The sequence below is a fragment of the Micromonospora sp. DT41 genome (assembly GCF_049841715.1).
In the GTDB taxonomy this organism is placed as follows: Bacteria; Actinomycetota; Actinomycetes; order Mycobacteriales; family Micromonosporaceae; genus Micromonospora; species Micromonospora profundi.
This window is the reverse complement of record NZ_JBNCKU010000001.1, coordinates 351,636-373,919: the sequence shown is the minus strand read 5'-3', so window position 1 is coordinate 373,919 and position 22,284 is coordinate 351,636. Positions and strand designations below refer to the sequence as shown.

General features: G+C 71.4%; 23 protein-coding genes and 1 tRNA gene. 21 read left to right on the top strand and 3 right to left on the bottom strand.

All coding sequences use genetic code 11. From position 1 onward, the window contains the following. Together ACLQ23_RS01660 and ACLQ23_RS01655 are read left to right on the top strand one after the other, a co-directional pair. Window positions 1-975 carry a nucleoside triphosphate pyrophosphohydrolase gene (locus ACLQ23_RS01660; protein ID WP_425880260.1) on the top strand — a complete coding sequence of 325 codons (975 nt, stop codon included), beginning with the start codon at window positions 1-3 and terminating at the stop codon, window positions 973-975. Between the two features lie 84 nt (window positions 976-1,059). After that, a complete protein-coding gene (locus tag ACLQ23_RS01655; RefSeq protein ID WP_425880259.1) occupies window positions 1,060-2,679 on the top strand; it encodes a DUF885 domain-containing protein in 1,620 nt (539 codons plus the stop codon). A 25-nt stretch (window positions 2,680-2,704) separates the two neighbouring features. Here ACLQ23_RS01655 and nudC read toward each other — a convergent pair whose 3' ends face one another. Further along, the gene (nudC, locus tag ACLQ23_RS01650; RefSeq protein ID WP_425880258.1) at window positions 2,705-3,562 is read right to left on the bottom strand and encodes an NAD(+) diphosphatase; all 858 of its coding nucleotides are present in this window, start codon (window positions 3,560-3,562) and stop codon (window positions 2,705-2,707) included. Next, complete coding sequence (locus tag ACLQ23_RS01645; protein WP_355596845.1) at window positions 3,559-4,251, bottom strand: hypothetical protein; 693 nt, start codon at window positions 4,249-4,251, stop codon at window positions 3,559-3,561. Before ACLQ23_RS01645 ends, nudC begins: the two co-directional genes overlap by 4 nt. Before the next feature lie 213 nt (window positions 4,252-4,464). On the opposite strand from ACLQ23_RS01645, the gene eno reads away from it, so the two are divergent. From eno to ACLQ23_RS01565, 16 genes are all read left to right on the top strand, one after another. After that, window positions 4,465-5,748, top strand: coding sequence for a phosphopyruvate hydratase (eno, locus tag ACLQ23_RS01640; protein ID WP_053655345.1), 1,284 nt, complete (start codon window positions 4,465-4,467; stop codon window positions 5,746-5,748). A 33-nt stretch (window positions 5,749-5,781) separates the two neighbouring features. Beyond that, a complete protein-coding gene (locus ACLQ23_RS01635; protein WP_355596927.1) occupies window positions 5,782-6,423 on the top strand; it encodes an FtsB family cell division protein in 642 nt (213 codons plus the stop codon). A gap of 34 nt (window positions 6,424-6,457) precedes the next feature. Continuing rightward, the gene (locus tag ACLQ23_RS01630) at window positions 6,458-7,015 is read left to right on the top strand and encodes a DUF501 domain-containing protein (protein ID WP_355596847.1); all 558 of its coding nucleotides are present in this window, start codon (window positions 6,458-6,460) and stop codon (window positions 7,013-7,015) included. After that, a complete protein-coding gene (locus tag ACLQ23_RS01625) occupies window positions 7,012-7,548 on the top strand; it encodes an amino-acid N-acetyltransferase (RefSeq protein WP_355596849.1) in 537 nt (178 codons plus the stop codon). The genes ACLQ23_RS01630 and ACLQ23_RS01625 overlap by 4 nt, the downstream gene beginning before the upstream one ends. A 53-nt stretch (window positions 7,549-7,601) precedes the next feature. After that, entirely contained in the window at window positions 7,602-8,543 is a 942-nt protein-coding gene (locus ACLQ23_RS01620) for an exopolyphosphatase (RefSeq protein WP_425880336.1), read from the top strand. A 107-nt stretch (window positions 8,544-8,650) separates the two neighbouring features. Continuing rightward, on the top strand, window positions 8,651-8,983 hold the full coding sequence (locus tag ACLQ23_RS01615) for a PadR family transcriptional regulator (RefSeq protein WP_355596851.1): 333 nt from the start codon (window positions 8,651-8,653) through the stop codon (window positions 8,981-8,983). Then, entirely contained in the window at window positions 8,980-10,002 is a 1,023-nt protein-coding gene (locus ACLQ23_RS01610; protein WP_425880257.1) for an HAAS signaling domain-containing protein, read from the top strand. The genes ACLQ23_RS01615 and ACLQ23_RS01610 overlap by 4 nt, the downstream gene beginning before the upstream one ends. A gap of 130 nt (window positions 10,003-10,132) precedes the next feature. Continuing rightward, the gene (locus ACLQ23_RS01605; protein ID WP_355596855.1) at window positions 10,133-10,603 is read left to right on the top strand and encodes an LppU/SCO3897 family protein; all 471 of its coding nucleotides are present in this window, start codon (window positions 10,133-10,135) and stop codon (window positions 10,601-10,603) included. A 215-nt stretch (window positions 10,604-10,818) separates the two neighbouring features. After that, a complete protein-coding gene (locus tag ACLQ23_RS01600) occupies window positions 10,819-11,505 on the top strand; it encodes a dienelactone hydrolase family protein (protein ID WP_355596857.1) in 687 nt (228 codons plus the stop codon). Continuing rightward, window positions 11,498-12,238 (top strand): uracil-DNA glycosylase, encoded by a 741-nt coding sequence (locus ACLQ23_RS01595; protein WP_425880256.1) that lies wholly within the window; start codon window positions 11,498-11,500, stop codon window positions 12,236-12,238. Before ACLQ23_RS01600 ends, ACLQ23_RS01595 begins: the two co-directional genes overlap by 8 nt. Before the next feature lie 21 nt (window positions 12,239-12,259). Then, the gene (locus ACLQ23_RS01590; RefSeq protein WP_425880255.1) at window positions 12,260-13,063 is read left to right on the top strand and encodes a DUF4129 domain-containing protein; all 804 of its coding nucleotides are present in this window, start codon (window positions 12,260-12,262) and stop codon (window positions 13,061-13,063) included. Continuing rightward, window positions 13,060-13,644 (top strand): hypothetical protein, encoded by a 585-nt coding sequence (locus tag ACLQ23_RS01585; RefSeq protein WP_355596863.1) that lies wholly within the window; start codon window positions 13,060-13,062, stop codon window positions 13,642-13,644. Before ACLQ23_RS01590 ends, ACLQ23_RS01585 begins: the two co-directional genes overlap by 4 nt. Further along, entirely contained in the window at window positions 13,644-14,651 is a 1,008-nt protein-coding gene (locus tag ACLQ23_RS01580; RefSeq protein WP_425734715.1) for an AAA family ATPase, read from the top strand. Before ACLQ23_RS01585 ends, ACLQ23_RS01580 begins: the two co-directional genes overlap by 1 nt. Further along, window positions 14,651-16,087, top strand: coding sequence for a DUF58 domain-containing protein (locus ACLQ23_RS01575; protein WP_425734716.1), 1,437 nt, complete (start codon window positions 14,651-14,653; stop codon window positions 16,085-16,087). Before ACLQ23_RS01580 ends, ACLQ23_RS01575 begins: the two co-directional genes overlap by 1 nt. Before the next feature lie 214 nt (window positions 16,088-16,301). Next, the gene (locus tag ACLQ23_RS01570; protein ID WP_425734769.1) at window positions 16,302-16,862 is read left to right on the top strand and encodes an LPXTG cell wall anchor domain-containing protein; all 561 of its coding nucleotides are present in this window, start codon (window positions 16,302-16,304) and stop codon (window positions 16,860-16,862) included. A gap of 90 nt (window positions 16,863-16,952) precedes the next feature. Continuing rightward, the gene (locus tag ACLQ23_RS01565; protein ID WP_355596871.1) at window positions 16,953-18,284 is read left to right on the top strand and encodes an NAD(P)/FAD-dependent oxidoreductase; all 1,332 of its coding nucleotides are present in this window, start codon (window positions 16,953-16,955) and stop codon (window positions 18,282-18,284) included. A 92-nt stretch (window positions 18,285-18,376) separates the two neighbouring features. On the opposite strand, the gene ACLQ23_RS01560 is transcribed toward ACLQ23_RS01565, so the two are convergent. Continuing rightward, window positions 18,377-20,233, bottom strand: coding sequence for a hypothetical protein (locus ACLQ23_RS01560; protein WP_355629370.1), 1,857 nt, complete (start codon window positions 20,231-20,233; stop codon window positions 18,377-18,379). 102 nt (window positions 20,234-20,335) lie between these two features. On the opposite strand from ACLQ23_RS01560, the gene ACLQ23_RS01555 reads away from it, so the two are divergent. The 3 genes from ACLQ23_RS01555 (at window position 20,336) to ACLQ23_RS01545 (ending at window position 22,237) form a co-directional block, all read left to right on the top strand. Next, window positions 20,336-20,419 (top strand) — tRNA-Leu (locus tag ACLQ23_RS01555). 106 nt (window positions 20,420-20,525) lie between these two features. Next, window positions 20,526-21,341 (top strand): Bax inhibitor-1/YccA family protein, encoded by an 816-nt coding sequence (locus ACLQ23_RS01550; RefSeq protein WP_355596875.1) that lies wholly within the window; start codon window positions 20,526-20,528, stop codon window positions 21,339-21,341. A 137-nt stretch (window positions 21,342-21,478) separates the two neighbouring features. Next, a complete protein-coding gene (locus tag ACLQ23_RS01545) occupies window positions 21,479-22,237 on the top strand; it encodes a Bax inhibitor-1/YccA family protein (RefSeq protein ID WP_355596877.1) in 759 nt (252 codons plus the stop codon). The last annotated feature ends 47 nt before the right edge of the window (window positions 22,238-22,284 follow it).

Here is a 22,284-nt window from a genome sequence, read left to right as displayed (position 1 = left end):
ATGACGGCACGGATCGTCCTGCTTGTCACATCGCCACGGCTGCCGGCCGGTCTGCTCACCGCCGCCGCCTGGGACGTCGTACGTCGGCATCCGGTGTTGACCGGCGCGGAGTGCGAGTCGGTCACGGCGGTGCGTCAGGCGGGCGCCGACGTCACGGTGGTGGACGGTCCGGCGACGCAGCCGCTGCTGGACGCGGTGGCGGCGCACGGCACTGTGGTCTGGCTGGCCGGTCCTGCGGGCGATGAGGCGCTGGCCCGGGAGCTGGGTCTGCGGCTGGCGCGGGAGCCGGGGCTGGCCGAGATGGAGCTGATGTACGGCTCGTGGGATCCGCCGGGCGCCCGGCTGCTCGACGCGGTCGCCGTGCTGGACCGGCTGGCATCGCCGGGCGGTGACCCGTGGAAGCGGGCGCAGACGCACCGCAGCCTCGCGGGTTATCTGCTTGAGGAGAGCTACGAGGCGTACGACGCGATAATCGCCGACGACACCGACGCGCTGCGCGAGGAGTTGGGCGACGTGCTGCTCCAGGTGGTGCTGCACGCCCGGCTCGCGGAGGAGTTGCCCGAGGGCGAGCGGTGGACCATCGACGATGTGGCCGGTGGCCTGGTCGACAAGATGATCCGGCGCAATCCGCACGTCTTCGCCGGCGTGGAGGCCGGCACGCTTGAGGAGATCACCGAGAACTGGGAACGGATCAAGAAGGTCGAGAAGGCGCGTGACTCGGTGCTGGACGGCATCGCGCTGAGCCAGCCCGCCCTCGCCCTGGCCACCCAGATCCTGGACCGCGCCGCCCGCGCCGGCCTACCGGTCGCGCTTCCGCCACCGGCCGCCCAGCCGGACGAGGAAACCCGCCTGGGTGCCAGCCTCCTGGCCACTGTCGCCGCGGCCCGCGAGGCGAACCTGGACCCCGAGAAGGCCCTCCGCCACACGACTCTGACCACTGCCGACGCCATCCGCGCGTCCGAACCCAAACCCTGATCGCACCGCGCGGCGGTGATGAACCGCCACCCGCCTCGGCGTTGATCAACGAGGTGTGGGGGTGGCGGTCGGTACTGTGGGTTGGTGGAAGAGTTTGGGGTTTTGGCGGAGCGGGTCGTTGAGGCTCTGCTGGAGACGCGGCCGGGTGTCGCCACCGCTGCGGGGGATCACCGGTTCGACGACCGGCTACCCGATCTGTCCGCCGACGCGTTGGCAGCCGATCGGGCGATGCTCTCCGACGCGGCCAACGCGCTGTCCGAGTTGGACCCCGACGCGCTCGACATCGACGAGCAGGTGGATCACGCGCTGCTCACCTCATTCGTGGACCGGGAGCTCTTCGAGCTGACCGAGATCCGGTCGCACGAGTGGGATCCACTGCGCCACAACCCCGGCCCGCTGCTGCACGCGCTGCTGGCCCGCCCGTACGCGCCGGTCGAGGTGCGGTTGACGCAGATGGCCGGCCGGCTCGCCGCCGTACCCGATGCGCTCGCGACCGCCCGCGCGACGCTGCGGGACATGCCGCGGGTCCACGCCGAGACGGCGGTCGGGCAGTTCGCCGGCACGGCCGCGCTGATCCGCGACGAGCTGCCGCCGCTGCTCGCCCAGGCGCCGGGCGCCCTCGACCGGGTCGAGCCGGCGGCCACTGCGGCGATCGCGGCCCTGGAAGAGTTCGTGGCGTGGCTGCGCACCGGCCTGGCCGCCGACGCTGGCCCGGGGCGCGATCCCCGGCTGGGCCGCCGCCGCTGGGAGGCGCGACTCTGGCACACCCTCGACACCGAGTTGGGCGCCGCCGAGATCCAGCGCCGCGCCTGGGCCAATCTGGACCGGGTCACCGAGGAGATCCGCGAGGCGGCCGTCGAGCTGGTCGGTGGTCCGGCCGACGACGCGGCGGTACGCCGGGCACTCGACGTGCTCGCCGCCGAGCACCCCGACGACGCGACGATCGTCGAACTGGCCGGGGTGACCCTGGACGAGGCCTCCGACTTCGTCCGCATGCACGACCTGGTCACACTTGTCGACGACAGGTGCGTGATCCAGGAGATGCCGGAGTTCGCGCGGGGCGTCGCCGTGGCGTACTGCGACTCGCCAGGCCAGCTGGAAACCGCTGCCGTGCCCACGTTCTACTGCATCGCGCCAACCCCGTCGGCATGGCCGGCGCAGCGGGTCGAATCGTTCTATCGCGAATACAACGACCACATGATCCGCAACCTGACGGTGCACGAGGCGATGCCGGGGCACTTCCTCCAGCTCGCCCACGCCCGCCGTTACGTCGGTGCCACCCGGGTCCGGGCGCTGGCCCAGTCCGGCCCGTTCATCGAGGGCTGGGCGGTGTACGCGGAGGAGCTGATGGCGGGCCTCGGCTACGGCGGCGTGCCGGTGCGGTTGCAGCAGCTCAAGATGCAGCTGCGGATGACCATCAACGCGTTGCTCGACCAGTTGGTGCACGCCGAGGACCTGCCCGAGGCCGAGGCGATGGCGTTGATGACCGGGCGCGGCTTCCAGGAGGAGGGCGAGGCGGCCGGCAAGTGGCGTCGGGTGCTGCTCACCTCGACGCAGCTGTCCACCTACTTCGTGGGCTACAGCGAGGTGGCCGAGATCGCCGCCGCCCGCCCCGAAGGGGTCTCAGCGCGCGAATGGCACGACGCGATGCTCGGCCACGGCTGTCCGCCGCCGCGCCACCTGCGTACCCTGCTCGGCGTCTGACCTGACCGCCGCCTGCCGGCGGCGGTCACCGCCGCCCGGCGGTCACCGTCGCGTCGATGAGCCAGCGCGAGATCGAGTACGCCGGAGGCAGCTCCGCCGGCAGCGCATCCAGGCCGAACCAGCGGGCCTCGGTCAGCTCCCGACCGTCGACCACCGGCTCGGCGTGCGGGTCGGCGGCACGGGCTGTGAAACCGGCGAGCAGCACCCCGGGGCCGGAGATCGCCCACGGCTGGCTGCCGTGGTAGGCCAAGTCCTCGACGGTCAGGCCGACCTCCTCGCCGACCTCCCGGCGCACCGCCGCCTCCAGTGTCTCGCCGGCCTCGACGAAGCCGGCGACCAGAGCCCACAGCTTGGTCGGCCCGGTGGCGTGCCGTACCAGCAGCAGCTCGTCGGGATGGCCCGCCCGACCGGGGCGGGTGATGGCGGTCAGCACTGCGACCGAGAGTTGCATCGGCACGTACAGGCCGCAGTCGGGGCAGCGCCGGGAGGTCTCGCCGGGCTGGTCGGTCAACTCGGCCCGGCAGGCGCCGCACCATCGGTGGGTACGCCGCCAGGTGGTCACCGCCAGCGCCCGGCCGGCAAGCGTGGCGAGGGGTTCGGGCACCTCGGCGGCGAGTGACGCCCAGCGTCGCGCCCGACCGGGGAAGGCGTCGGCGTTTGTGAGATCGGTTGTCCACGCAGGCACCCCGTCGAGGGTGCCCACGGGCGTCCACGAGGTGTCGGCGGGCAGGTCGCCGACCCTTGCCACCGCCCCGTGGGCGGTGGTCAGCAACTTCGCCCCGAGCACCGGCAGGGCGAGGTCGGTGGGTGCCGGCAGGCGGTCGGGGTCGACTCCCGGCAGGAAACCGGCGCGCTGCCCAGAGGCGGAGGGCTGGACGGTCACGAGCCGCCCGGTCGGCGGTCCACCACGCCGGCGCCGGGCGGCGGGTCGAACGCGTCCTTCTGCACCGTCTCGCTGTAGCGGCTCAGCGCCAACTCCGTGGGCTTGCCGTCGACCGGGCCGTTGAAGCTGCCCAGCACGCCCTCGGTGGTCACGCAGGCGGTGAAGTTGCCGTCGGCGCGCTGCACCTCGACGCAGGCGGCGTGACGGCCGGCGATGGTGGTGTCGCTCTGCTTGATCACCGCTTCCGGGTCGAGCGCGGCGGCGGTCAACATGCCGATCACCACGGGAGGGGTGACCAGGCCCTGCTGGTTGGCCTCGGCGAAGAGCGCCACTGTGGGCTTGGTGCCGGGGGTGGGAGGTGTGACGAGCGTGCACGCCATGCGGCCACCGGTCTCGGTGCAGCGGGTGACCGCTTCCGGTGTGACGGTGAGCCGCCCACCCGGATAGATGTACGCGGAGCGCGCCGGGTCCTGCGCCTGCACGATCCCGGCGGCCTGGCCGCCGGGAAGCTGGTAGTCGGCCGAGTAGGTCAACTCCAGCGCCCGGTCGAGTCGGGCGGCGAGGTCGTTGACGAGATCGGAGCGGCCCATGGCGCGTCCGGCGTCCTCGAATGTCTGACAGCCGGTGACCGTGAGCGACGCGATGACCGACACGGCGAGCATGCGGAGGGTGGTCGAGGCGGCGGGCATGGCGACCAGCCTGGTCGATCGGGTCGGCGCAGCGCAAACTCGTTGCCGGTTGAGGCCCGGAAATACGGGAATGTCCGTCAGTGCGGGCCGAGTCGGGTGCGCGGGCGACGCCGTGCCCGTTCCCGCCGCCCGATACGCTGCGTTCAACACCTGCCTCAGCCGCACCGTCGCGGCCCACCCACGGACCGGATATCAACAACGAGGAGCGACTCAGTGGCAACCATCGAGGGAATCGTCGCCCGGGAGATTCTCGACTCGCGGGGCAACCCCACGGTCGAGGTCGAGGTCGGCCTGGACGACGGCACCGTGGCCCGCGCCGCCGTGCCCTCCGGCGCCTCCACCGGCGCCTTCGAGGCGATCGAGCTGCGCGACGGTGACGCCGGCCGCTACCAGGGCAAGGGCGTGGAGAAGGCGGTCTCCAACGTCGAGGACAAGATCGTCGACCAGATCATCGGGTACGAGGCCAGCGAGCAGCGGCTGATCGACCAGAAGATGCTCGACATCGACGGCACCGACAGCAAGTCGGAGCTGGGCGCGAACGCCATCCTCGGCGTCTCCCTCGCGGTCGCGAAGGCCGCCGCCGGCAGCGCCGAGCTGAGCCTCTTCCGCTACCTGGGTGGCCCGAACGCGCACCTGCTGCCGGTGCCGATGATGAACATCCTCAACGGTGGCGCGCACGCCGACTCCAACGTCGACATCCAGGAGTTCATGATCGCGCCGATCGGCGCGCCCACCTTCCGTGAGGCGCTGCGCTCCGGCGCGGAGGTCTACCACGCGCTGAAGTCGGTGCTGAAGAAGAAGGGCCTGTCGACCGGGCTCGGCGACGAGGGCGGCTTCGCGCCGAACCTGCCGACCAACGCGGCGGCCCTGGATCTGATCGCCGAGGCTGTCGAGAAGGCCGGCTACCGGCTCGGCACCGACATCGTGTTCGCCCTCGACGTGGCGGCGACCGAGTTCTTCGACAACGGCACCTACACCTTCGAGGGTGCCGGCAAGTCCGCCGAGGACATGAGCACCTACTACACCAAGCTGGCCGACGAGTACCCGATCGTGTCGATCGAGGACCCGCTGGCCGAGGACGACTGGACCGGCTGGCAGACGCTCACCGCGTCGATCGGTGACCGGGTGCAGATCGTCGGCGACGACCTGTTCGTGACCAACCCGCTGCGCATCGCCCGCGGTATCGCGGAGAAGGCGGCGAACGCCGTGCTGGTGAAGGTCAACCAGATCGGCTCGCTGACCGAGACCCTGGACGCTGTGGACCTGGCGCACCGCGCCGGCTTCAAGTGCATGATGAGCCACCGTTCCGGCGAGACCGAGGACACCACAATCGCCGACCTGGCGGTGGCCACCGGCTGCGGCCAGATCAAGACGGGTGCGCCGGCCCGCTCGGACCGGGTCGCCAAGTACAACCAGCTGCTCCGGATCGAGGAGGAGCTGGGCGACGCGGCGCGCTACGCCGGTGCCGGCGCCTTCCCGCGCTACCGTTCGGCCTGAGACGCGTAGAAGCCTCGGGGGAGGGGTGTGACGATGCAGCAGCGCCGCACACCGGGTGGTCAGCGTCCCGCCCGCCGGCCGGGTCAGTCCGGCCGGCCGGGCGGTGGCCGGGCCACCCGTGGGTCGGTCCGGGACGCGGGCGTACGCGCCGAGCCGCGTGGCGCTGCCGGCCGGGCACCGAGCGCCGCCCGGGGTGCTGAGGGCGGGCGTTCCGCCAACCGTCCGGCCGCAGCCCGACGTACCGCCTCCGGTGGTTCCGTCAAGCGCCTCTCCGCACCCCACCCCCGTCGCTTCACCGGCCGGGCCACAGTGCTGTTCGCGGTGCTCATCGCGCTCGCTCTCGCGTACACCTATCCGGTTCAGGTCTACCTGGACCAGCAGGCCGACATCGAACGGATGGAGGCCGCGCAGGCGGCGCAGGAGGAGGAGATCGCGAAGCTCGCCGCCGAGGCGGCGAAGTGGAAGGACGACGAGTACATCAAGACGCAGGCCCGGGAACGGTTCTTCATGGGCGAACCGGGCGAGAAGATGATGGTGGTGCTGCACGACCCGGAGGGCGCCGCCCGCGACGCCGGGAAGTCCGACGGCCCGGCCACCCCGGCCGGCCCAACGACCTGGTACGACACGCTCTGGTCGAGCGTGCGGGCTGCGGACAGCCAGCAACCGGGAAAGTGATCCACCGACCAGCACACCAGGAGAGATGGGCACCGTGACTGTCGTACCACCGTCGGAGTCGGCGGCGGATTCCGTACCTCTGCCGCAGCGGGAGCCGGCCACCGAGGCCGACCTGGCCGCGGTGGCGGCGCAGCTCGGCCGTACTCCCCGGGGCAGCCGTGCGGTGGCGCACCGCTGCCCGTGCGGCCTGCCGGATGTGGTGGAGACGACGCCCCGCCTGGCCGACGGTACCCCGTTCCCGACGCTGTTCTACCTGACCTGCCCCCGTGCGACGGCGGCGTGCAGCCGGCTGGAGTCGGCCGGGCTCATGAAGGAGATGGCCGAGCGGCTGGCAGCCGATCCGGAGTTGGCGGCCCACTATCGCGCGGCGCACGAGGACTACCTCGCCCGGCGGGAGGCGATCGACGAGGTGCCGGAGATCGCCGGGATCTCCGCCGGTGGGATGCCCGGGCGGGTGAAGTGCCTGCACGTGCACGTCGGGCACGCGCTGGGCGCCGGCCCGGGTGTGAACCCGTTCGGCGACGAGACGTTGGCGCTTGTCGAGCCCTGGTGGACGACAGGCCCGTGCGTGGACGTGCCGGCGGCCGAATGAGCGCGCAGGCCGGGCCCTCGGCGCCCGAGAGTCAGATTCTGGTACGGCGGGCACGCACCGGGGACGTACGGGGCATCCGGCGGCTGGTCGACACGTACACCGATGACCGGCGGCTGCTGAGCAAGGCCACGGTCACCCTCTACGAGCAGGTGCAGGAGTTCCGGGTGGCGGTCCGCCACTCCGACGACGCCGTGGTGGGCTGCGGGGCGCTGCACGTGATGTGGGAGGACCTGGCCGAGATCCGCACTGTGGCGGTGGACCCGTCGTGCCGGGGCCGGCGGATCGGGCACCGGCTGGTGGGCGAGCTGATCGATGCCGCCCGGGAGTTGGGCGTGGCACGGATCTTCGTGCTCACCTTCGAGACGCAGTTCTTCGGCGCGTTCGGTTTCCGTGAGATCGACGGCGCGCCGGTGCCGCAGCCGGTGTACGAGCAGCTGCTGCGCTCGTACGACGAGGGTGTCGCGGAGTTCCTGGACCTGGAGCGGGTCAAGCCGAACACCCTCGGCAACACCCGGATGCTGCTGCGGCTCTGAGCGCGCGGGATCCCGTCCGGCAGCTGTCGTAGGGTTGCGGGGTGACGACGCGTGTGGCGGCCATCGACTGCGGGACCAACTCGATCCGACTGTTGATCGCCGACCTGCCGGACGGGTCCGCCGGCCCCGAGGCGCCACTTGTCGACGTGACACGGCGGATGGAGATCGTCCGGCTGGGTCAGGGCGTGGACCGCACCGGGCGACTCGCGCCGGAGGCGATCGAGCGGACCAGGGTGGCGCTGGCGTCGTACGCCGCTGACATCGAGAAGTTGGGTGCCCAGCGGGTGCGGATGTGTGCCACGTCGGCCTCCCGCGACGCCGCGAACGCCGCCGACTTCACCGAGATGGTGCAGCGCACCCTTGGCGTGGCGCCCGAGGTGGTTACCGGCGACGAGGAGGCCCGGCTGTCGTTCACGGGCGCGGTGCGTGGGCTGCCCGCCGACGCGAAGGAGCCGTTCCTGGTCGTCGACATCGGCGGCGGTTCGACCGAGTTCGTGGTCGGTGACCGGGCCGGTGGGGTGCGGGCGGCGATCTCGGTCGACATCGGTTGCGTCCGGATGACCGAGCGGCACCTGCCCGGCGATCCGCCGACGCCCGAGCAGGTGGCGGCAGCGCAGGCCGACATCGCGGCAGTGGTGGACAGGGCGCTCGCGGCGGTGCCGGGCCGCGAGGCGGCCACCCTCGTCGGTCTCGCAGGGTCGGTCACCACTGTTGTCGCGCTCGCGCAGGGCCTGCGGGAGTACGACCCGGAGCGCATCCACCACGCCCGGGTGTCGTACGAGGCGGTCGCCCAGGTGACCGCGGACCTGCTGGGGCAGACCCGTGAGCAGCGGTTGGCGAACCCGGTGATGCATCCGGGTCGGGCCGACGTGATCGGCGCGGGCGCGCTGGTGCTCCGCGTGATCATGGAGCGCGCGGGGATGCCGTCGGTGGTCGCCTCGGAGCACGACATCCTCGACGGCATCGCCTGGAGTCTCCAGCCAGCCGCGCGCTAGATCGATTGGCCGTCAGAGGGTCGGGGACGGGACATTCCAGGGACCGGTGCGGCACGCCGTGTCAGTTCCGTTGACGCTACTGCGCATTGCGCACTAGTGTGCAATGCGTGGACACCACACAGTTGTTGAAGGGCGTGCTCGATCTGGCCGTCCTCGCCGTGCTCCGCGAGGAGGACGGCTACGGCTACGACATCCTGCGCCGGCTCCGCGAGGCCGGCCTGGACGAGGTCGGCGACGCCTCCGTCTACGGCACGCTGCGCCGACTCTTCGCCGCGGGACTGCTCACCACCTACGTCGTGCCGAGCGAATCGGGCCCGCACCGCAAGTACTACTCACTCAACGCCGCCGGGCGTGACCAGTTGACCCGCTCCGGCAAACTCTGGCGCTCGTTCGCCACCACAATGGACAGTCTGCTCGACGATCGGGGGCTGGCGGCATGACCGTCACGGAGCAGGAGATCACCGACTATGTGACGCGGGTCCGGGCCGCTCTGGCCGACCTGCCGCCGGGTCAACGCGACGAGCTGACCGAGGACCTGGCCGACCATCTGAACGAGGTCGCCGCCGAGTCCGAGGGCACTCTCGTCGAGCGGCTGGGCGAGCCGGAGACGTACGCCGCCGAGCTGCGTGCCGCGGCCGGCGTCGGTGCGGTCCGCGGGCGCAACCTCGACCAGCGGGTCGCCACCGTACTGGCCAGGCTCCAGGGCCGGCTCCGGGTGCTCGACACGGGGCTCGGCCCCGCCCTGGGGTACGAGACGGCAAGCGACTTCCTCCGGTTGCTGCGGCCCGCCTGGTGGGTGCTGCGCGGTTACCTGGCGGCCATGCTGCTCACCGTGATCACCACCGGGGGCGCCTTCGGTGTGCTGCCCCGGTTCGGCGGCGAACTGCTCGCCGGTCTGATCATGTTGGTCGCCTTCGTGCTCGCCTCGATCTGGCTCGGCCGTCGCTCCGCCCAGTTGAGTCGCTGGCCGCGCTCGGCGCTTCAGGTCGGCAGCGCAGTGCTCGTGGTCTTCGCGCTCTCCGCCCTGGTCCAGGCCGAGGACCGGATGCGCTACGGCGACTACGGCGTCGACCCGGCGTCGATCAACAGCCCTTACGACCGGGTCCGGGACGTCTTCGTCTACGACAGTGAGGGCCGGCTGGTGGAGAACGCCCGGCTCTTCGACCAGAACGGCGACCCGATCCGCCTGGGCTCCCCGGACTGCGAGGGCCGCATCGACGAGTACGGCAACCCGCTGCTGAGGCCCTACCCGTACTGCGTGGAGCAGGCGCCCTTCGGCCATCGCGCGCCGGGCGTGCCGGTGCGACCCGAAACGCCGAACGTGACACCCACACCGACACCGGAAGCGCCGACACCGCCGGACCCGACCGCGACGACCACCGGTGAGCCCGCGGCGAGTCCGACCACGACTCCGACCGCGACGCACAGTAGCGATCCGACGCCGACTCCGACGAGCTGAAATGCCAGGTGACATAGACCATGCACAGGAAGCTGGGAAATAGCTGAACGGACGAGGCGAGCGGGGCAGCGCCGTAAATCAATGATCGTTACGGTGTCGTCTGCTCATCCAGCCCTCGGAAGGAATCCCGTTGTCAGAGCAGGTCGCACCGCCCCCCGCGCCCGACGCCGCAACATCCCAGCCGGCCGTCGCGACGCCGCCTCCGGGCCAGTCGGAGGCGAAGAAATCCGGTGCAAAGAAAGCCCTCGGCATCATCGGCACGATCCTCGTGGTCGTCGTCATCGCCGGGCTGAAGTTCGGTATCGGCAGCTACCTGAACAAGGACGAGACCGCCGACGCCAAGGCCGGCGACTGCATCGCCGAGCTGCCCGAGATCACCGGCACCGAGCAGGAGAAGGTCGACGGCGCCAAGGTCGTCGAGTGCACCTCCACCGACGCGGCATACAACGTGGTCGGTCGGGTGGAGGACCAGACCGAGGCCCAGGCCAAGGCCGACACCGCCTGTAACCAGTTCTTCAAGGAAGACGACGAGGGTTACATCTTCTCCAGCATCGCGCCGGGCAAGACCGGCTACGTGCTCTGCCTGACCAAGAAGGCCTGACCGGAGCACCGGCAAAGCAAACACCAGCATCGATGGCGGCGGGGGACGCTTCCCCGCCGCCATCGGCGTACGTGGGGTCACCGTCGCAGGGAAACAGGAGGTGAATGCCACTCTTCCCGCGTCTTCCCCGGCGCGGTCACGGCATGGCAGGCTACCGGCACGTAGGACCACTGGGCGACCAGCCAACGATGACTGACCGCTAGGAGGACGGGCCGATGGGCGAAATGGTGAGCTACCCCAGCAACGGTGGCACGAGCGAGGGGTATCTCGCGATACCCGCCAGCGGCATGACCAGCCCGGCTGTCATCGTCATCCAGGAGTGGTGGGGGCTGGTCCCGCACATCCGGTCGGTGGCCGACCGGTTCGCCGAGGCCGGCTTCGTCGCCCTCGCACCGGACTTCTATCACGGCGAGACGACAAGCGAGCCCGACGAGGCGCAGCGCCTGCTGCTGGCGCTGCGGATGGACGAGGCGGCAACTGACATCGCCGGCGCCGCCGACTATCTCGCCGGTCGGCCGGAGGTCACCGGTAAGGTCGGCGCCGTGGGATTCTGCGCCGGTGCCAGCCTGGCGCTGTGGTCGGCCACCCTCTCCGAGCGGATCGTCGCCACCGTCGGGTTCTACCCCGTGCTGCCCTGGGAATCGATGCGCCCCGACTGGACCGACTACGCCGGCAAGGCGGCGCTCATCCACTGCTCCGAGGAGGACGGCACCTCGTCCGGCGAGGGCGTACAGACCGCCCGCCGGGCCATCGAGGAAGCCGGCGGCAGCTGCCAGCTGTACGACTACCCGGGCACCGCGCACGCCTTCTTCAACGACGACCGGCCGGAGGCGTTCGACCAGCGCTCCGCCGCCAGCGCCTGGGCGCGCACCCTGGAACACTTCCGGGGCAAGCTTGGCTGAGCCGCGTACCCCCGATCAGGTCGTCGCCCGCGCCGCGCGGGCGGAGGACCTGGCCGACCTGGACGCTGCCGTCAGCGACTGTTTCGCGTGCCCCCGGCTCGTCCGGTGGCGGGAGGAGGTGGCCCGCACCCGCCGGGCCGCCTTCCGGAACCAGGAATACTGGGGCCGCCCGGTTCCGGGCTTCGGCCCCGCCGACGCGCGGATCGGCATCCTCGGCCTGGCCCCGGCCGCGCACGGCGGCAACCGCACCGGTCGGATCTTCACCGGTGACCGGTCGGGCGACGTGCTCTTCGCCGCCCTGCACCGCGCCGGCCTGGCCAACCAACCGACGAGCGTCGCCGCCGACGACGGGCTGGCCCTGCGGACCACCCGCATCTTCGCGGCAGTCCGTTGCGCGCCGCCGGACAACAAGCCCACCCCGGTCGAGCGGGACACCTGCGCGCCCTGGGTCCACCGTGAGGTCGCCCTCATCCGTCCCACCCTGCGCGTCGTGGTCGCGCTCGGCGCGTTCGCCTGGGCCGCGTGGTGGCCGGTGCTACGCCAGGTGTACGGCCAGCGCCCGCCCAGCCCGCGACCGGCGTTCGGGCATGGGGCACACTGGTCCGGCGTGGCCGTACCAGAATTGCTCGGCTGTTACCACGTGAGCCAGCAGAACACCTTCACCGGGCGGCTGACGCCCGGGATGCTGGACGACGTCTTCGGCCGGGCCAAACAGTTGGCCGAAGTGGACTGAGATACGCGTGGGGTGGTGGCGATGACTGACGGAACGCGACCGCCCACGCCGTCCCCGACCGCCGAGCCGGGGGTGCTGCGCCCGGTGGTCGGCCTGTTCCGGCGGTGGTGGCCGGTGGGCGCGGTCGCCGCCCTCCTCGCCGCGGCGGCCCTGGCCTCCGCGAACTCGTCGATCGGGGCCAACCGGATCCCGCCGGCCGCCGAGAACATTCCCTGGGTGCCCGAGTACCCGTCGGAGCAGCCGGCCCCGTCGTACCCGGTGGAACCGAGGGACGCCGGTGAGGCCACCCAGGCGCACATCCCGCAGTGGATCGCGACGGTGGCGCTCGCCCTGCTCGGCCTGGCCATCCTCGTTGTGCTGGGCTATCTCACCTGGATCCTGATCCGGGGGGTGGTGCGCCGCACCACCCGGGCGCTGCCGGCGCAACGACCCCGGCGTACGGCTGAGGGCACCGCCCGCGAGGTGGTCGCCGCCCTCGACGCGGGCCTTGTGGAGTTGGACGACCAGGACACCGATCCGCGCGTCGCGGTGATCGCCTGTTGGGTACGCCTGGAGGACGCCGCCGCAGCAGCCGGTGTTCCCCGCCAGCCCGGCGACACCCCTACCGACCTGGTGACCCGGCTGTTGCGGGGCGACCCGTCGGCAGGGGTTCCGGCAATCGTCAGCGCCGACGTGCTGGCCGAGTTCGCACACGTCTACCGCGAGGCCCGGTACGCCACGCGGGACGTCGACGAGGGCACCCGTGACCAGGCGCGCGCCGCACTGCGTCGGCTGCGCGGGGAGCTGACGACAGTGACGATGGGCGCTCCAAAGGTGCCGTCATGAGTGGCAGCGCCAGCATCGACGACCTGCTCACCTTCGAGGAGGAGCGGGCGCGCAGCGACGACCGGGACCGGGGCGGTCGGGCCGGGCGTGTCCTGCGTGCCCTGGCCGCCAACGCGGCGGTGGTCGTCGTGCTGATCGTCGGTCTGCGCGCGGTAGGTCTGAAGGTTTCGCTCGTGATCCTGGTCGCCGGGGTGTTCGCGGTGTTCGCGGTGCGCCGGTTCGCGGCCGCTCTCGCGCCGCCAGCCGGCGGGAAGTCCCGGACGCCCGCCGTCCGCTATGACGACGGCACCTGGAACTGGGGTGCCCGGGACGCGTTGCGGGCCGCTATCAACGGCTGGGAACTGCCGCTGGACTGGTCCACGACACGGCCTGAACGCTTCAGCGGGGTGATCCTGCCCCGCCTCGGGGAGTTGGCCGACGAGCGGCTGCGCCTGAAGCACGCTGTGACCCGCGAGTCGGATCCGGTCCGCGCCCGTGCCCTGCTGGGTGACCGGCTGTGGACGTTCCTGGAAAACCCGCCCCGCCGCCCCCCGTCGCCGCGCGATCTCGCGGTGATCGTCGCCGAACTGGAGAAGATCTGATGAACGACGTGGACCGCAGCATGCCCGCCGCCGAGGTCGGTCGCCTGGCCCGGGCGGTCCTGGACGCGGTCGGCACCGTCGTGGTCGGCAAGCGGGACGCGTTGGAGCTGGTCCTCGCCGGCATCCTGGCCGGTGGGCACGTCCTCCTGGAGGATCTGCCCGGTCTGGGCAAGACGCTCACCGCGCGGTCCTTCGCCCAGGCGCTCGGGTTGGATTTCCGCCGGCTCCAGTTCACCCCGGACCTGCTTCCCGCCGACGTCACCGGCTCCTTCCTCTACGACCAGCGCAGCGGCGACTTCAGCTTCCGGGCGGGGCCGGTGTTCACGAACCTGCTGCTCGCCGACGAGATCAACCGGACGCCGCCGAAGACCCAGTCCGCTCTGCTGGAGGCCATGCAGGAGAAGCAGGTCTCGGTGGAGGGTGTCACGTACAAGCTGGACGAGCCGTTCCACGTGCTGGCAACCGCAAACCCCATCGAGTACGAGGGCACGTACCCGCTGCCCGAGGCACAACTGGACCGGTTCCTGCTGCGGGTCTCGTTCGGCTATCCGGAGCACGAGGAGGAGTGGGAGGTGCTGCGTCGCCGGATGGGCCGTCGCCGTGAGGAGGCGGAGATCAAGCCGGTGGTCGACGCGGGCACCCTGCGGGCGATGCAGGCAGCCCTGGAGGACGTGGTGGTGGAGGATTCGATCGGCCGCTACATCGTGGCCCTGACGGCGGCCACCCGGGAGCATCCGTCGGTGCTTGTCGGCGCCTCGCCGCGTGGCTCGCTGGCGCTGCTGCTGCTGGCCCGGGTGCGTGCGGTGTTCGGTGGCCGCGACTATGTGGTGCCGGAGGACGTCAAGGAGGTGGCGGCGCCCGCGCTCGCCCACCGGATCACCCTGCGGCCGGAGATGTGGTTGCGTCGTGTCGATCCGGCCTTTGTGGTCGGTGAGGTGTTGGAGGCGACGCCCGCCCCGGCCAGTGGCGCCCTGCCCAGCTACGCCGCCGGTGGGCTCCGGCACTGATGACCGGACCGACCGCGCCGCGATCCACCGAGCCGGACTCGACGGCCGGCTGGGCACCCACCCCTGCGCTCGCCCGCGCGGTGCTGCTCGCCGGGCTGCTGCTGGTGGCGGGCGTGCTGCTGGGGCGGATCGACCTGATCGTGCTGGCCGCGCCGTTCGCGCTGGGTACCGCGTACGCGCTGCGTCGCCGGCCCACCGCGTTGCCGCAGGTCTGGATCACCCCCGGCGACGACGTGCCGCTGGTCGAGGGTGGCGAGGTGACGGCCACGGTGAGCGTCGGCAACCCGGACACTGTCGACTACGACCTGATGGTGGTGCGGTCCCGGGTCTCGCCGTGGCTGCGGATCACCCGGGCGGGCTTCGCCGGTCCCGTACCCGCCGATGCTGCCAAGTCGGGCGGTGAACCGGCCGGTGGTGAGCCGGCCGGTGGCGCGGGTCGTTCCGCCGTCGACCGCCCGTTCGTGACATCGGTGCCGGTCGCCGCGGTGGTGGATCTGGAGCTGGCCGGTCGGGCCCTGCGCTGGGGCCGGCACCCGGTCGGTCCGGCAGGTGCGCGGGTCGCCGCAGCCGGTGGGCTGCTGGTCTCGCGGGCGGTCCTCACCGAGCCGGCCGAGGTACGTGTCTATCCGCGTACCGAGCCGTTCGATGCGGTGGAGGCGATGCCCCGGGCCGCCGGTCTGGTAGGCGCGCACCACTCCCGCCGGCCCGGTGAGGGCGGTGAGCTGGCAGGCGTGCGGATCTTCGCCCCGGGTGACCGGCTGCGCCGTATCGACTGGCGGGTCTCGCTGCGCGCCCGGCAGTTGCATGTGGCGGCGACCCTGTCCGACCGGGACGCCGAGGTGGTGGTGCTGCTCGACGTGCTCGCCGAGGCCGGTCGTTCCGGCGGGGTGGGCGGTGCCGCCTCGGTGCTCGACACCACGGTGCGGGCCACGGCGGCGATCGCCGAGCACTACCTGCACCGGGGTGACCGGGTTTCGCTGTTGGAGTACGGGCCGGGAGCCCGCCGGCTGCGTCCGGCCGCTGGCCGCCGGCAGTACCTGACAGTCCTGGAGTGGCTGCTCGACGTCCGCGCCGAAGCCGCCCAGCATGAGCCGTACGACCAGGTTTTCGGTCCACAGATGCTCTCCTCGGACGCGTTGGTGGTGGTCCTCACCCCGCTGCTGGACGAGCGGTCGGCGCAGATGCTGGCGCGGCTGGCCCGCTCCGGGCGCTTCGTGGTGGCCGTCGACACGCTGCCGGCGGATCTGACACCTCCGAAGGACCGGGGGTGGGCCGAGGTGGCGTACCGGCTGTGGCGGCTGGATCGCGACACCATGATCGGGCAGCTTCGGGAGCACGGCGTGCCCGTCGTGCGCTGGGCCGGCGCCGGCAGCCTGGACCAGGTGCTGCGGGACGTGGCGCGGCTCGCGACGGCCCCTCGGGTCGGTTCCCGGTGAGCGTGAGGAGTGAGCCGGGTTTGCGAGCCCCGCAGTCGCGAGCGAATAGCGGTCCGGTGAGCGTGAGGAGTGAGCCGGGTTTGCGAGCCCCGCAGTCGCGAACGAATAGCGGTCCGGTGAGCGTGAGGAGTGAGCCGGGTTTGCGAGCCCCGCAGTCGCGAACGAAAAGCGGTCCAGTGAGCGCGGGCCGTGCGGTCGGGGGTGGGTGCGGATGATCGAGGCGGTCACCGGGCGGGTTCGGGCGGTGCAGCAGGCAGTGGGCCGGGTCAGCGCCGTTCCGCTCCTGGTCCGGGCGGGGATCTTCGGCACTGTGCTGGCCGGGTTGGCGTTGGCGTTTCCCGCCGAGGTGTTGAGCGGGCGGCCGTTGCTGTTCCTGGCGGTGGCCGCGTTGCTGCCGGCGGTGGGGCCGCGTCGACCGTGGCCGACCTTCGTGGCGCTTGTCATGGTCGGTGGCTGGTTGCTCGCCACCGACGGGTACGGCCGGCCGGTCCAGCTGTGGCGGCTGCTCGCCGTCGCCGCGTTGCTGTACCTGTCGCATTCGCTGTGTGCGTTGGCGGCGCTGCTGCCGTACGACGGGGTGGTGGACCCGGACCTGATCAGTAGGTGGTTGCTGCGGGCCGGGGCGGTGCTGTTGGGCACTGCGGTGCTGGCGGTGCTGCTGTTGCGGGTGGCGGGGCTGGGCGGTGAGACCGGCCATCAGTGGGTGACGGTGTTGGGGCTGCTGGTGGCGGTGGGGCTGGTCGGGCTGCTGGGTTGGCTGCTGCGGCGTAAATAGATGGGTTAGGCAGGTCACATGGCTTGTGCTCCGTCACAGATGGGGGCCGCGAGCGGGATTAGCTGAGCTGGCCGGGGAAAGATAGATGACGTGAATCCGAAGCGGATCCTTGTGGTGGGCGCTGGGCACGTCGGTCTCTATGCGGCCCTGCGACTGTCGAAGAAGCTCAGCTCCCGTGAGGCTGAGGTCATCGTGGTGGACCCTCAGCCCCACATGACCTATCAGCCGTTCCTGCCCGAGGCGGCGGCGGGCAACATCTCCCCGCGGCATGCAGTGGTGCCGCTGCGACGCGAGTTGCGCCGGTGCACGGTGGTGGCCGGCACCGTCACCCGTGTCGAGCACGACCGCAAGGTGGCGATCGTCCAGCCGATCGTGGGCCCGGCCCGGGAGATCGCGTACGACCACGTGGTCGTGGCGCCGGGTTCGGTGTCGCGGACGCTGCCGATTCCCGGCCTGCACGAACAGGGCATCGGGTTCAAGACCATCGGTGAGGCGATCTACCTCCGTAACCACGTGCTGGACCGGCTGGACGTGGCGGCCGTCACCCCGGACCCGGAGGTTCGCCAGTCGGCGTTGACCTTCACGTTCGTCGGTGGTGGGTACGCCGGCATCGAGGCACTCGCCGAGATGGAGGACATGGCCCGGGACGCGCTGCGCTACTACCCGGAGCTGAAGCCGGAGGACATGCGCTGGGTGCTCGTCGAGGCCACCCAGCGGGTGCTGCCCGAGGTTGACCGGGACATGGGCGCGTACACGGTGCAGCAGTTGCTCAAGCGGAACATGGACATCCGGCTGGACACCCGCCTGGAGTCCTGCGTCGACGGGGTGGTGAAGCTCTCCGACGGTGACAGCTTCCGCTCCGACACGATCGTCTGGACGGCGGGTGTGAAGCCGTCGCCGATGCTCGACGCGACCGACTTCCCGCGCGACGAGCGGCGGCGGGTGACCTGCCTGCCCACTCTCCAGGTCGTCGACGGCGATCGGGTGGTCGAGGGTGCGTGGAGCGCCGGCGACTGCGCCGCCGTTCCGGACCTGACGAAGGAGCCTGGCAACTTCTGCTCGCCGAGCGCCCAGCACGCTGTGCGTCAGGCGGCCCGGATGGCCGACAACATCGTTGCGGTGGTGCGGGGTCGCGAGCCGGTCAACTACAAGCACAAGCACGCGGGCAGCGTGGCCAGCCTCGGCCTGCACAAGGGCGTCGCCCAGGTGTACGGCATCAAGATGACCGGCTGGCCGGCGTGGTTCATGCACCGGACGTACCACATGAGCCGTATCCCGTCGTTCAACCGTAAGGTCCGGGTCGTGGTGGACTGGTCGCTGGCGTTCTTCCTCAAGCGTGAGGTTGTGGCCCTGGGCCAGCTCCACGACCCCCGCGAGGAGTTCGTCGAGGCGTCCCAGCCGGTCGGCGCGCCCCGCGTCTGACCCAGCCGAAAGGAAGGGCCCCTTCTTATCGTTTTCGGTATAGGAGGGGCCCCTTCTTAACGCCCGCCTGACATCGGCTGAGCGCGGCGGCGTCAGACCCGCCAGGTCCACGCGTCGGCTATTCGGGTCGCCGGGCCGTAGAGCTGTTCCAGGGTTGCGCGGAGGGCGTCGGCGTGGGGAGCGTCGTCGGCCAGCGCCACGCAGGAGGCGCCCCAGAAGTCCGCGTCCCGGGCTGCCTGCCGGCGCTGTTCGTCGCCGATGGCCGGTAGGTCGCCGCGCCGGGCGACGTCGGCAAGCAGGGCTGAGGTGGGCTGCTTGAAGGTGCCCATTGCCGCGGTGCCGCCCCGCCCGTACGGACCGATGAAGAAGCCTTCGGGCATTCCGAATCCGGCGTTCGCGGCGACCGCCCAACGCATCGGCCAGGGTTCCTTGGGTGTGGGCAGCGGCACCGGGACGAGCACGCCGCCGGGCCGTACGCACTGCTTCCAGTGCCCGGCGGTGATGAACTCGGGCACCTCGGGCCGTGCTGCGGTCGGCAGCGGTGCCGGAAAGATCGGCAGCAGTGCGGCAGCGACCGCCAGTGGCACGAGTCGTCGTGCGCGGCCGGTGCTGCGCAGGGCACGGTCGACCGCCAGCACCAGGAGCGTCGCCACGATCGGGAGCAGCGCCAGACCGAACCGCATCGGCAGCGCGCCGTCCACCACTGGCAGCCCGGCCAGCAGGGCGTACGGGCCGGGCAGCGCGGTGCGGGTGCCGCCGAGCACCACCTCCGGGCCGAGCGAGAGCGCGCTCATCACCAGCCCTGCCACGACGCAGGCGAAGACGAGCCGGCGCCGGCCGGTCCAGATCGCGCAGGCCGCGGTGACCAGCAGCAGGGGCCAGCCGAGGAAGGTGTTGTACTCGGCGGGACCGGTGGTCAACCGGGACGCCTGGTCGCTGCCGGCGATCGACAGCGGGGAGATCGTCCACCAACTGCTCAGGTCGGCCGAGAAGTAGGAAGGGCTGAACATGCCGTCGGCGACGCCCTGCGGTCCGGCGAACTGGAACCACAGCGGGTATCCGAGCACCATCAGCGCCAGGCCGGCGGCGATCGCCATACCGCCGGCGAAGCCGGGCAGGGCTCGACGGGCCAGGTCCCGGTCCGCCACCGCGTAACTGATCGCCATCACCAGCAGTGTGACGGCGGCGAGGAAGAGCACCTCCTCGCCGATGAAGACCTGCGCGGTGACCGCAGCGGCCAGCCCGGCGGCTGAGCTGATCATCCGGCGCCGGTCCGGCCTGCTGGGCAGGGCACGCGCGGACCCGGCCGGGGTGCGACCCGGGTCGGAGGCCCGCAGCAGGCGGACCACCAGCCAGACGATCACCGGCACCAGCCACTGGGCGGTCATGTGCAGGTGGCTGTTTGTCTGCGACACGATGCCCGGCCCGAAGCCGCAAAGTCCGCCGCCGAGCGCGGCGGCCAGCCGACGGGTACGCAGCATCCGGTGGAACAGCAGGTACCAGGCGAGCGCCGTGCCGGCCAGGTTGGCGGCGGCGAGCAGTGCGAAGGTGACCGGCGCGCCGAGCAGGAGGGTGATCGGCGCGCAGAGGATGCCGAGCGCGATGACAGTCGTGTTGGCCATCAGGTTGACGCCGTCGGGGGCGTTGAGCAGGTCGGTGAGCAGGCTGAAGTCGCCGAGCAGCGCTCTGGCGTCAACAGCCAGGAACCACTCGTAGAGGGCCTGGTCCTCCGGGTTGAGCGCCAACGTCCGGCCACCGGGGTCGGGCCACAGCCCCTGGGTCAACCAGCCGGCCAGCACCACCCAGAGCAGTGCGACGAGCAGATCGGCCCGGTGGCGGCGGACGGCAGCCGGCAGCCGGACGGCCCGGGTTCGGCGGTTGACCTGATCGGCTAGGCGGACGGCCTGGTCAGGGGCGGCGTCGGGGGCCGTGGGGGCTGCGCTGCTCACGGAATCGACCCTAATGTGGCTAGCCCGTCGGGGTACGCCGGGTTGTCGACGACCGGCTACGGTGACATTGCACTCGCGCGTGTCGACGCGCCGGTGCCACCCGCCCGGGTGGTGGAAAGGCAGACACGGCCGCCTTAAAAGCGGCTGCCGCAAGGCGTGCGGGTTCGACCCCCGCCCCGGGCACCAATCGCGACCGGCCCGCATTCCATCCGTGATCACCGGGAGTGGGTCGGGCAGTTTACTCTTGGAGGGCACGTTCACGTGCAAACGACCCCCTGAGGGAGGCCAGACAGTGAAGACCTCGAACCCGGTGCTCGCCCGGCTCGGCCAAGCGGCCGAGCGGGAGCGCTCCGCCGGGTACGCCCCGGCCGGGCCGTACGGACAGCCCGGCATTCCCCAGCAGTACCCGTCCCAGGCCGGTTACCCGGTCGCACCGCCCACCGTGGCCCCCATGACCGTCGACGACGTCGTCGTCAAGACTGTCGCTCTGCTCGGCATCCTCGGCATCACCGCCGCGGCCGCCTGGGTGCTCGTGCCCGACTCGCTGGTCGGGGTCGCCTGGATCGGCGCGGCAGTTGTCGGCCTGGCCCTTGGTTTGATCATCTCGTTCTCCCGGATGGCCAACCCGGCGCTTGTGATCGCGTACGCGGTCGTCGAGGGCGTCTTCGTCGGCATGGTCAGCAAGGCGTTCGAGACGCGCTACGACGGCATCGTGCTCCAGGCGGCGGTGGCCAGCTTCGGCATCTTCTTCCTGATGGCGATGCTCTACCGGGCGAAGGTCATCCGGGCCACCCCGGCCTTCGTCAAGGGCATGATCGCGGTCATGGTCGGCCTCTTCGCCGTCATGATGATCAACCTGGTGCTGGCGCTGTTCGGCGTCAACACCGGCCTGCGGGACGGCAGCCCGCTTGCCATCGGCTTCAGCCTGGTCTGCATCGTCGTCGCCTCGCTGAGCTTCGTGCTCAGCTTCAAGGAGATCGAGGACGGCGTCCGCATGGGCCTGCCGCAGCGCTACTCCTGGGTGGCCGCGTTCGGCATCCTGGTCAGCCTGGTCTGGCTCTACATCGAGATCCTGCGTCTGCTGAGCTACTTCCAGGGCGACGACTGACCTCGTCCGCTCTGCCGATCGGCGCCCGCCTCCGCTTCCGTGGGGGGCGGGCGCCGTCGTCCGCGCCGTTTCGCAGTCGCCGCCGGGCCGCCCGGGGCAGAGTGACTGCGAGGGGTACGCGGGTGAGGGAGGCGACGGTGCGCAGCAACAATCCGGTGCTCAACCGGCTGGACGAGACCGGCCGGTTGGAGAGCCGGGTGCTCGGCTCCCAGGATGTCGAGCCGATGACCGTCGACGACGTGGTGGTCCGTACCGTCGGGTTGCTGGTGCTCACCGGCGTGGCCGCGGCCGTGTCCTGGGTGGTGGTGCCGGAGGCGGCCTGGTTGGGCGCGGCGCTGGCCGGCAGCGCGTTGGCCTCGATCGCCCTGGTCCTGGTCATCTCGTTGCGGGGGATCACCAACCCGGTGCCGATCGCCGGCTACGCGCTGTTGCAGGGGCTGTTGCTGGGGGTGGCCAGCCGGACGTTCGAGCAGGTCTATCCGGGCATCGTGGTGCAGGCGGTGGCCGGCACGTTCGGCGTCTTCTTCGGCATGGCGGCGTTGTACCGGGCCCGGGTGATCCGGGCGACGCCCCGACTTGCCCGCCTGGTGATCGGCACGCTGCTCGGCATCGCAGTGCTCAGCGTGGTCAACCTGGTGTCGTACCTGATCTCTGGCCGGCAGGGGTTGGCGGTCTACAGCGTCAGCGGCGAGGTCGGCTGGCTGCCGTACGCCTTCTCGGTGGTGGCGATCATCGCGGGCGCGTTCAGCTTCATCCTCGACTTCGACCTCGTCGAGCGCTCGGTGCGCGACGGTCGACCCCGCCGGTACGCGTGGCTGAGCGCGTTCGGCCTGGTCACCGGTCTGGTCTTCCTCTACTGGCAGTTGCTGCGGTTGCTCAGCTATCTGCGTCGTTGACCGGGGCCGGGGTGTCGGGGCCGACGCCGGCCGTAGACTCGGCGGCG

Bases quoted from the DNA above. Each gene is read 5' to 3' on its own strand.
- ACLQ23_RS01600 (WP_355596857.1), top strand. From the start codon at position 10,819: ATGGGCGAAATGGTGAGCTACCCCAGCAACGGTGGCACGAGCGAGGGG.
- ACLQ23_RS01625 (WP_355596849.1), top strand. From the start codon at position 7,012: ATGAGCGCGCAGGCCGGGCCCTCGGCGCCCGAGAGTCAGATTCTGGTA.
- ACLQ23_RS01590 (WP_425880255.1), top strand. From the start codon at position 12,260: ATGACTGACGGAACGCGACCGCCCACGCCGTCCCCGACCGCCGAGCCG.
- ACLQ23_RS01645 (WP_355596845.1), bottom strand. From the start codon at position 4,251: ATGCCCGCCGCCTCGACCACCCTCCGCATGCTCGCCGTGTCGGTCATC.
- ACLQ23_RS01635 (WP_355596927.1), top strand. From the start codon at position 5,782: ATGCAGCAGCGCCGCACACCGGGTGGTCAGCGTCCCGCCCGCCGGCCG.
- ACLQ23_RS01585 (WP_355596863.1), top strand. From the start codon at position 13,060: ATGAGTGGCAGCGCCAGCATCGACGACCTGCTCACCTTCGAGGAGGAG.
- ACLQ23_RS01610 (WP_425880257.1), top strand. From the start codon at position 8,980: ATGACCGTCACGGAGCAGGAGATCACCGACTATGTGACGCGGGTCCGG.
- ACLQ23_RS01575 (WP_425734716.1), top strand. From the start codon at position 14,651: ATGACCGGACCGACCGCGCCGCGATCCACCGAGCCGGACTCGACGGCC.
- ACLQ23_RS01580 (WP_425734715.1), top strand. From the start codon at position 13,644: ATGAACGACGTGGACCGCAGCATGCCCGCCGCCGAGGTCGGTCGCCTG.
- ACLQ23_RS01660 (WP_425880260.1), top strand. From the start codon at position 1: ATGACGGCACGGATCGTCCTGCTTGTCACATCGCCACGGCTGCCGGCC.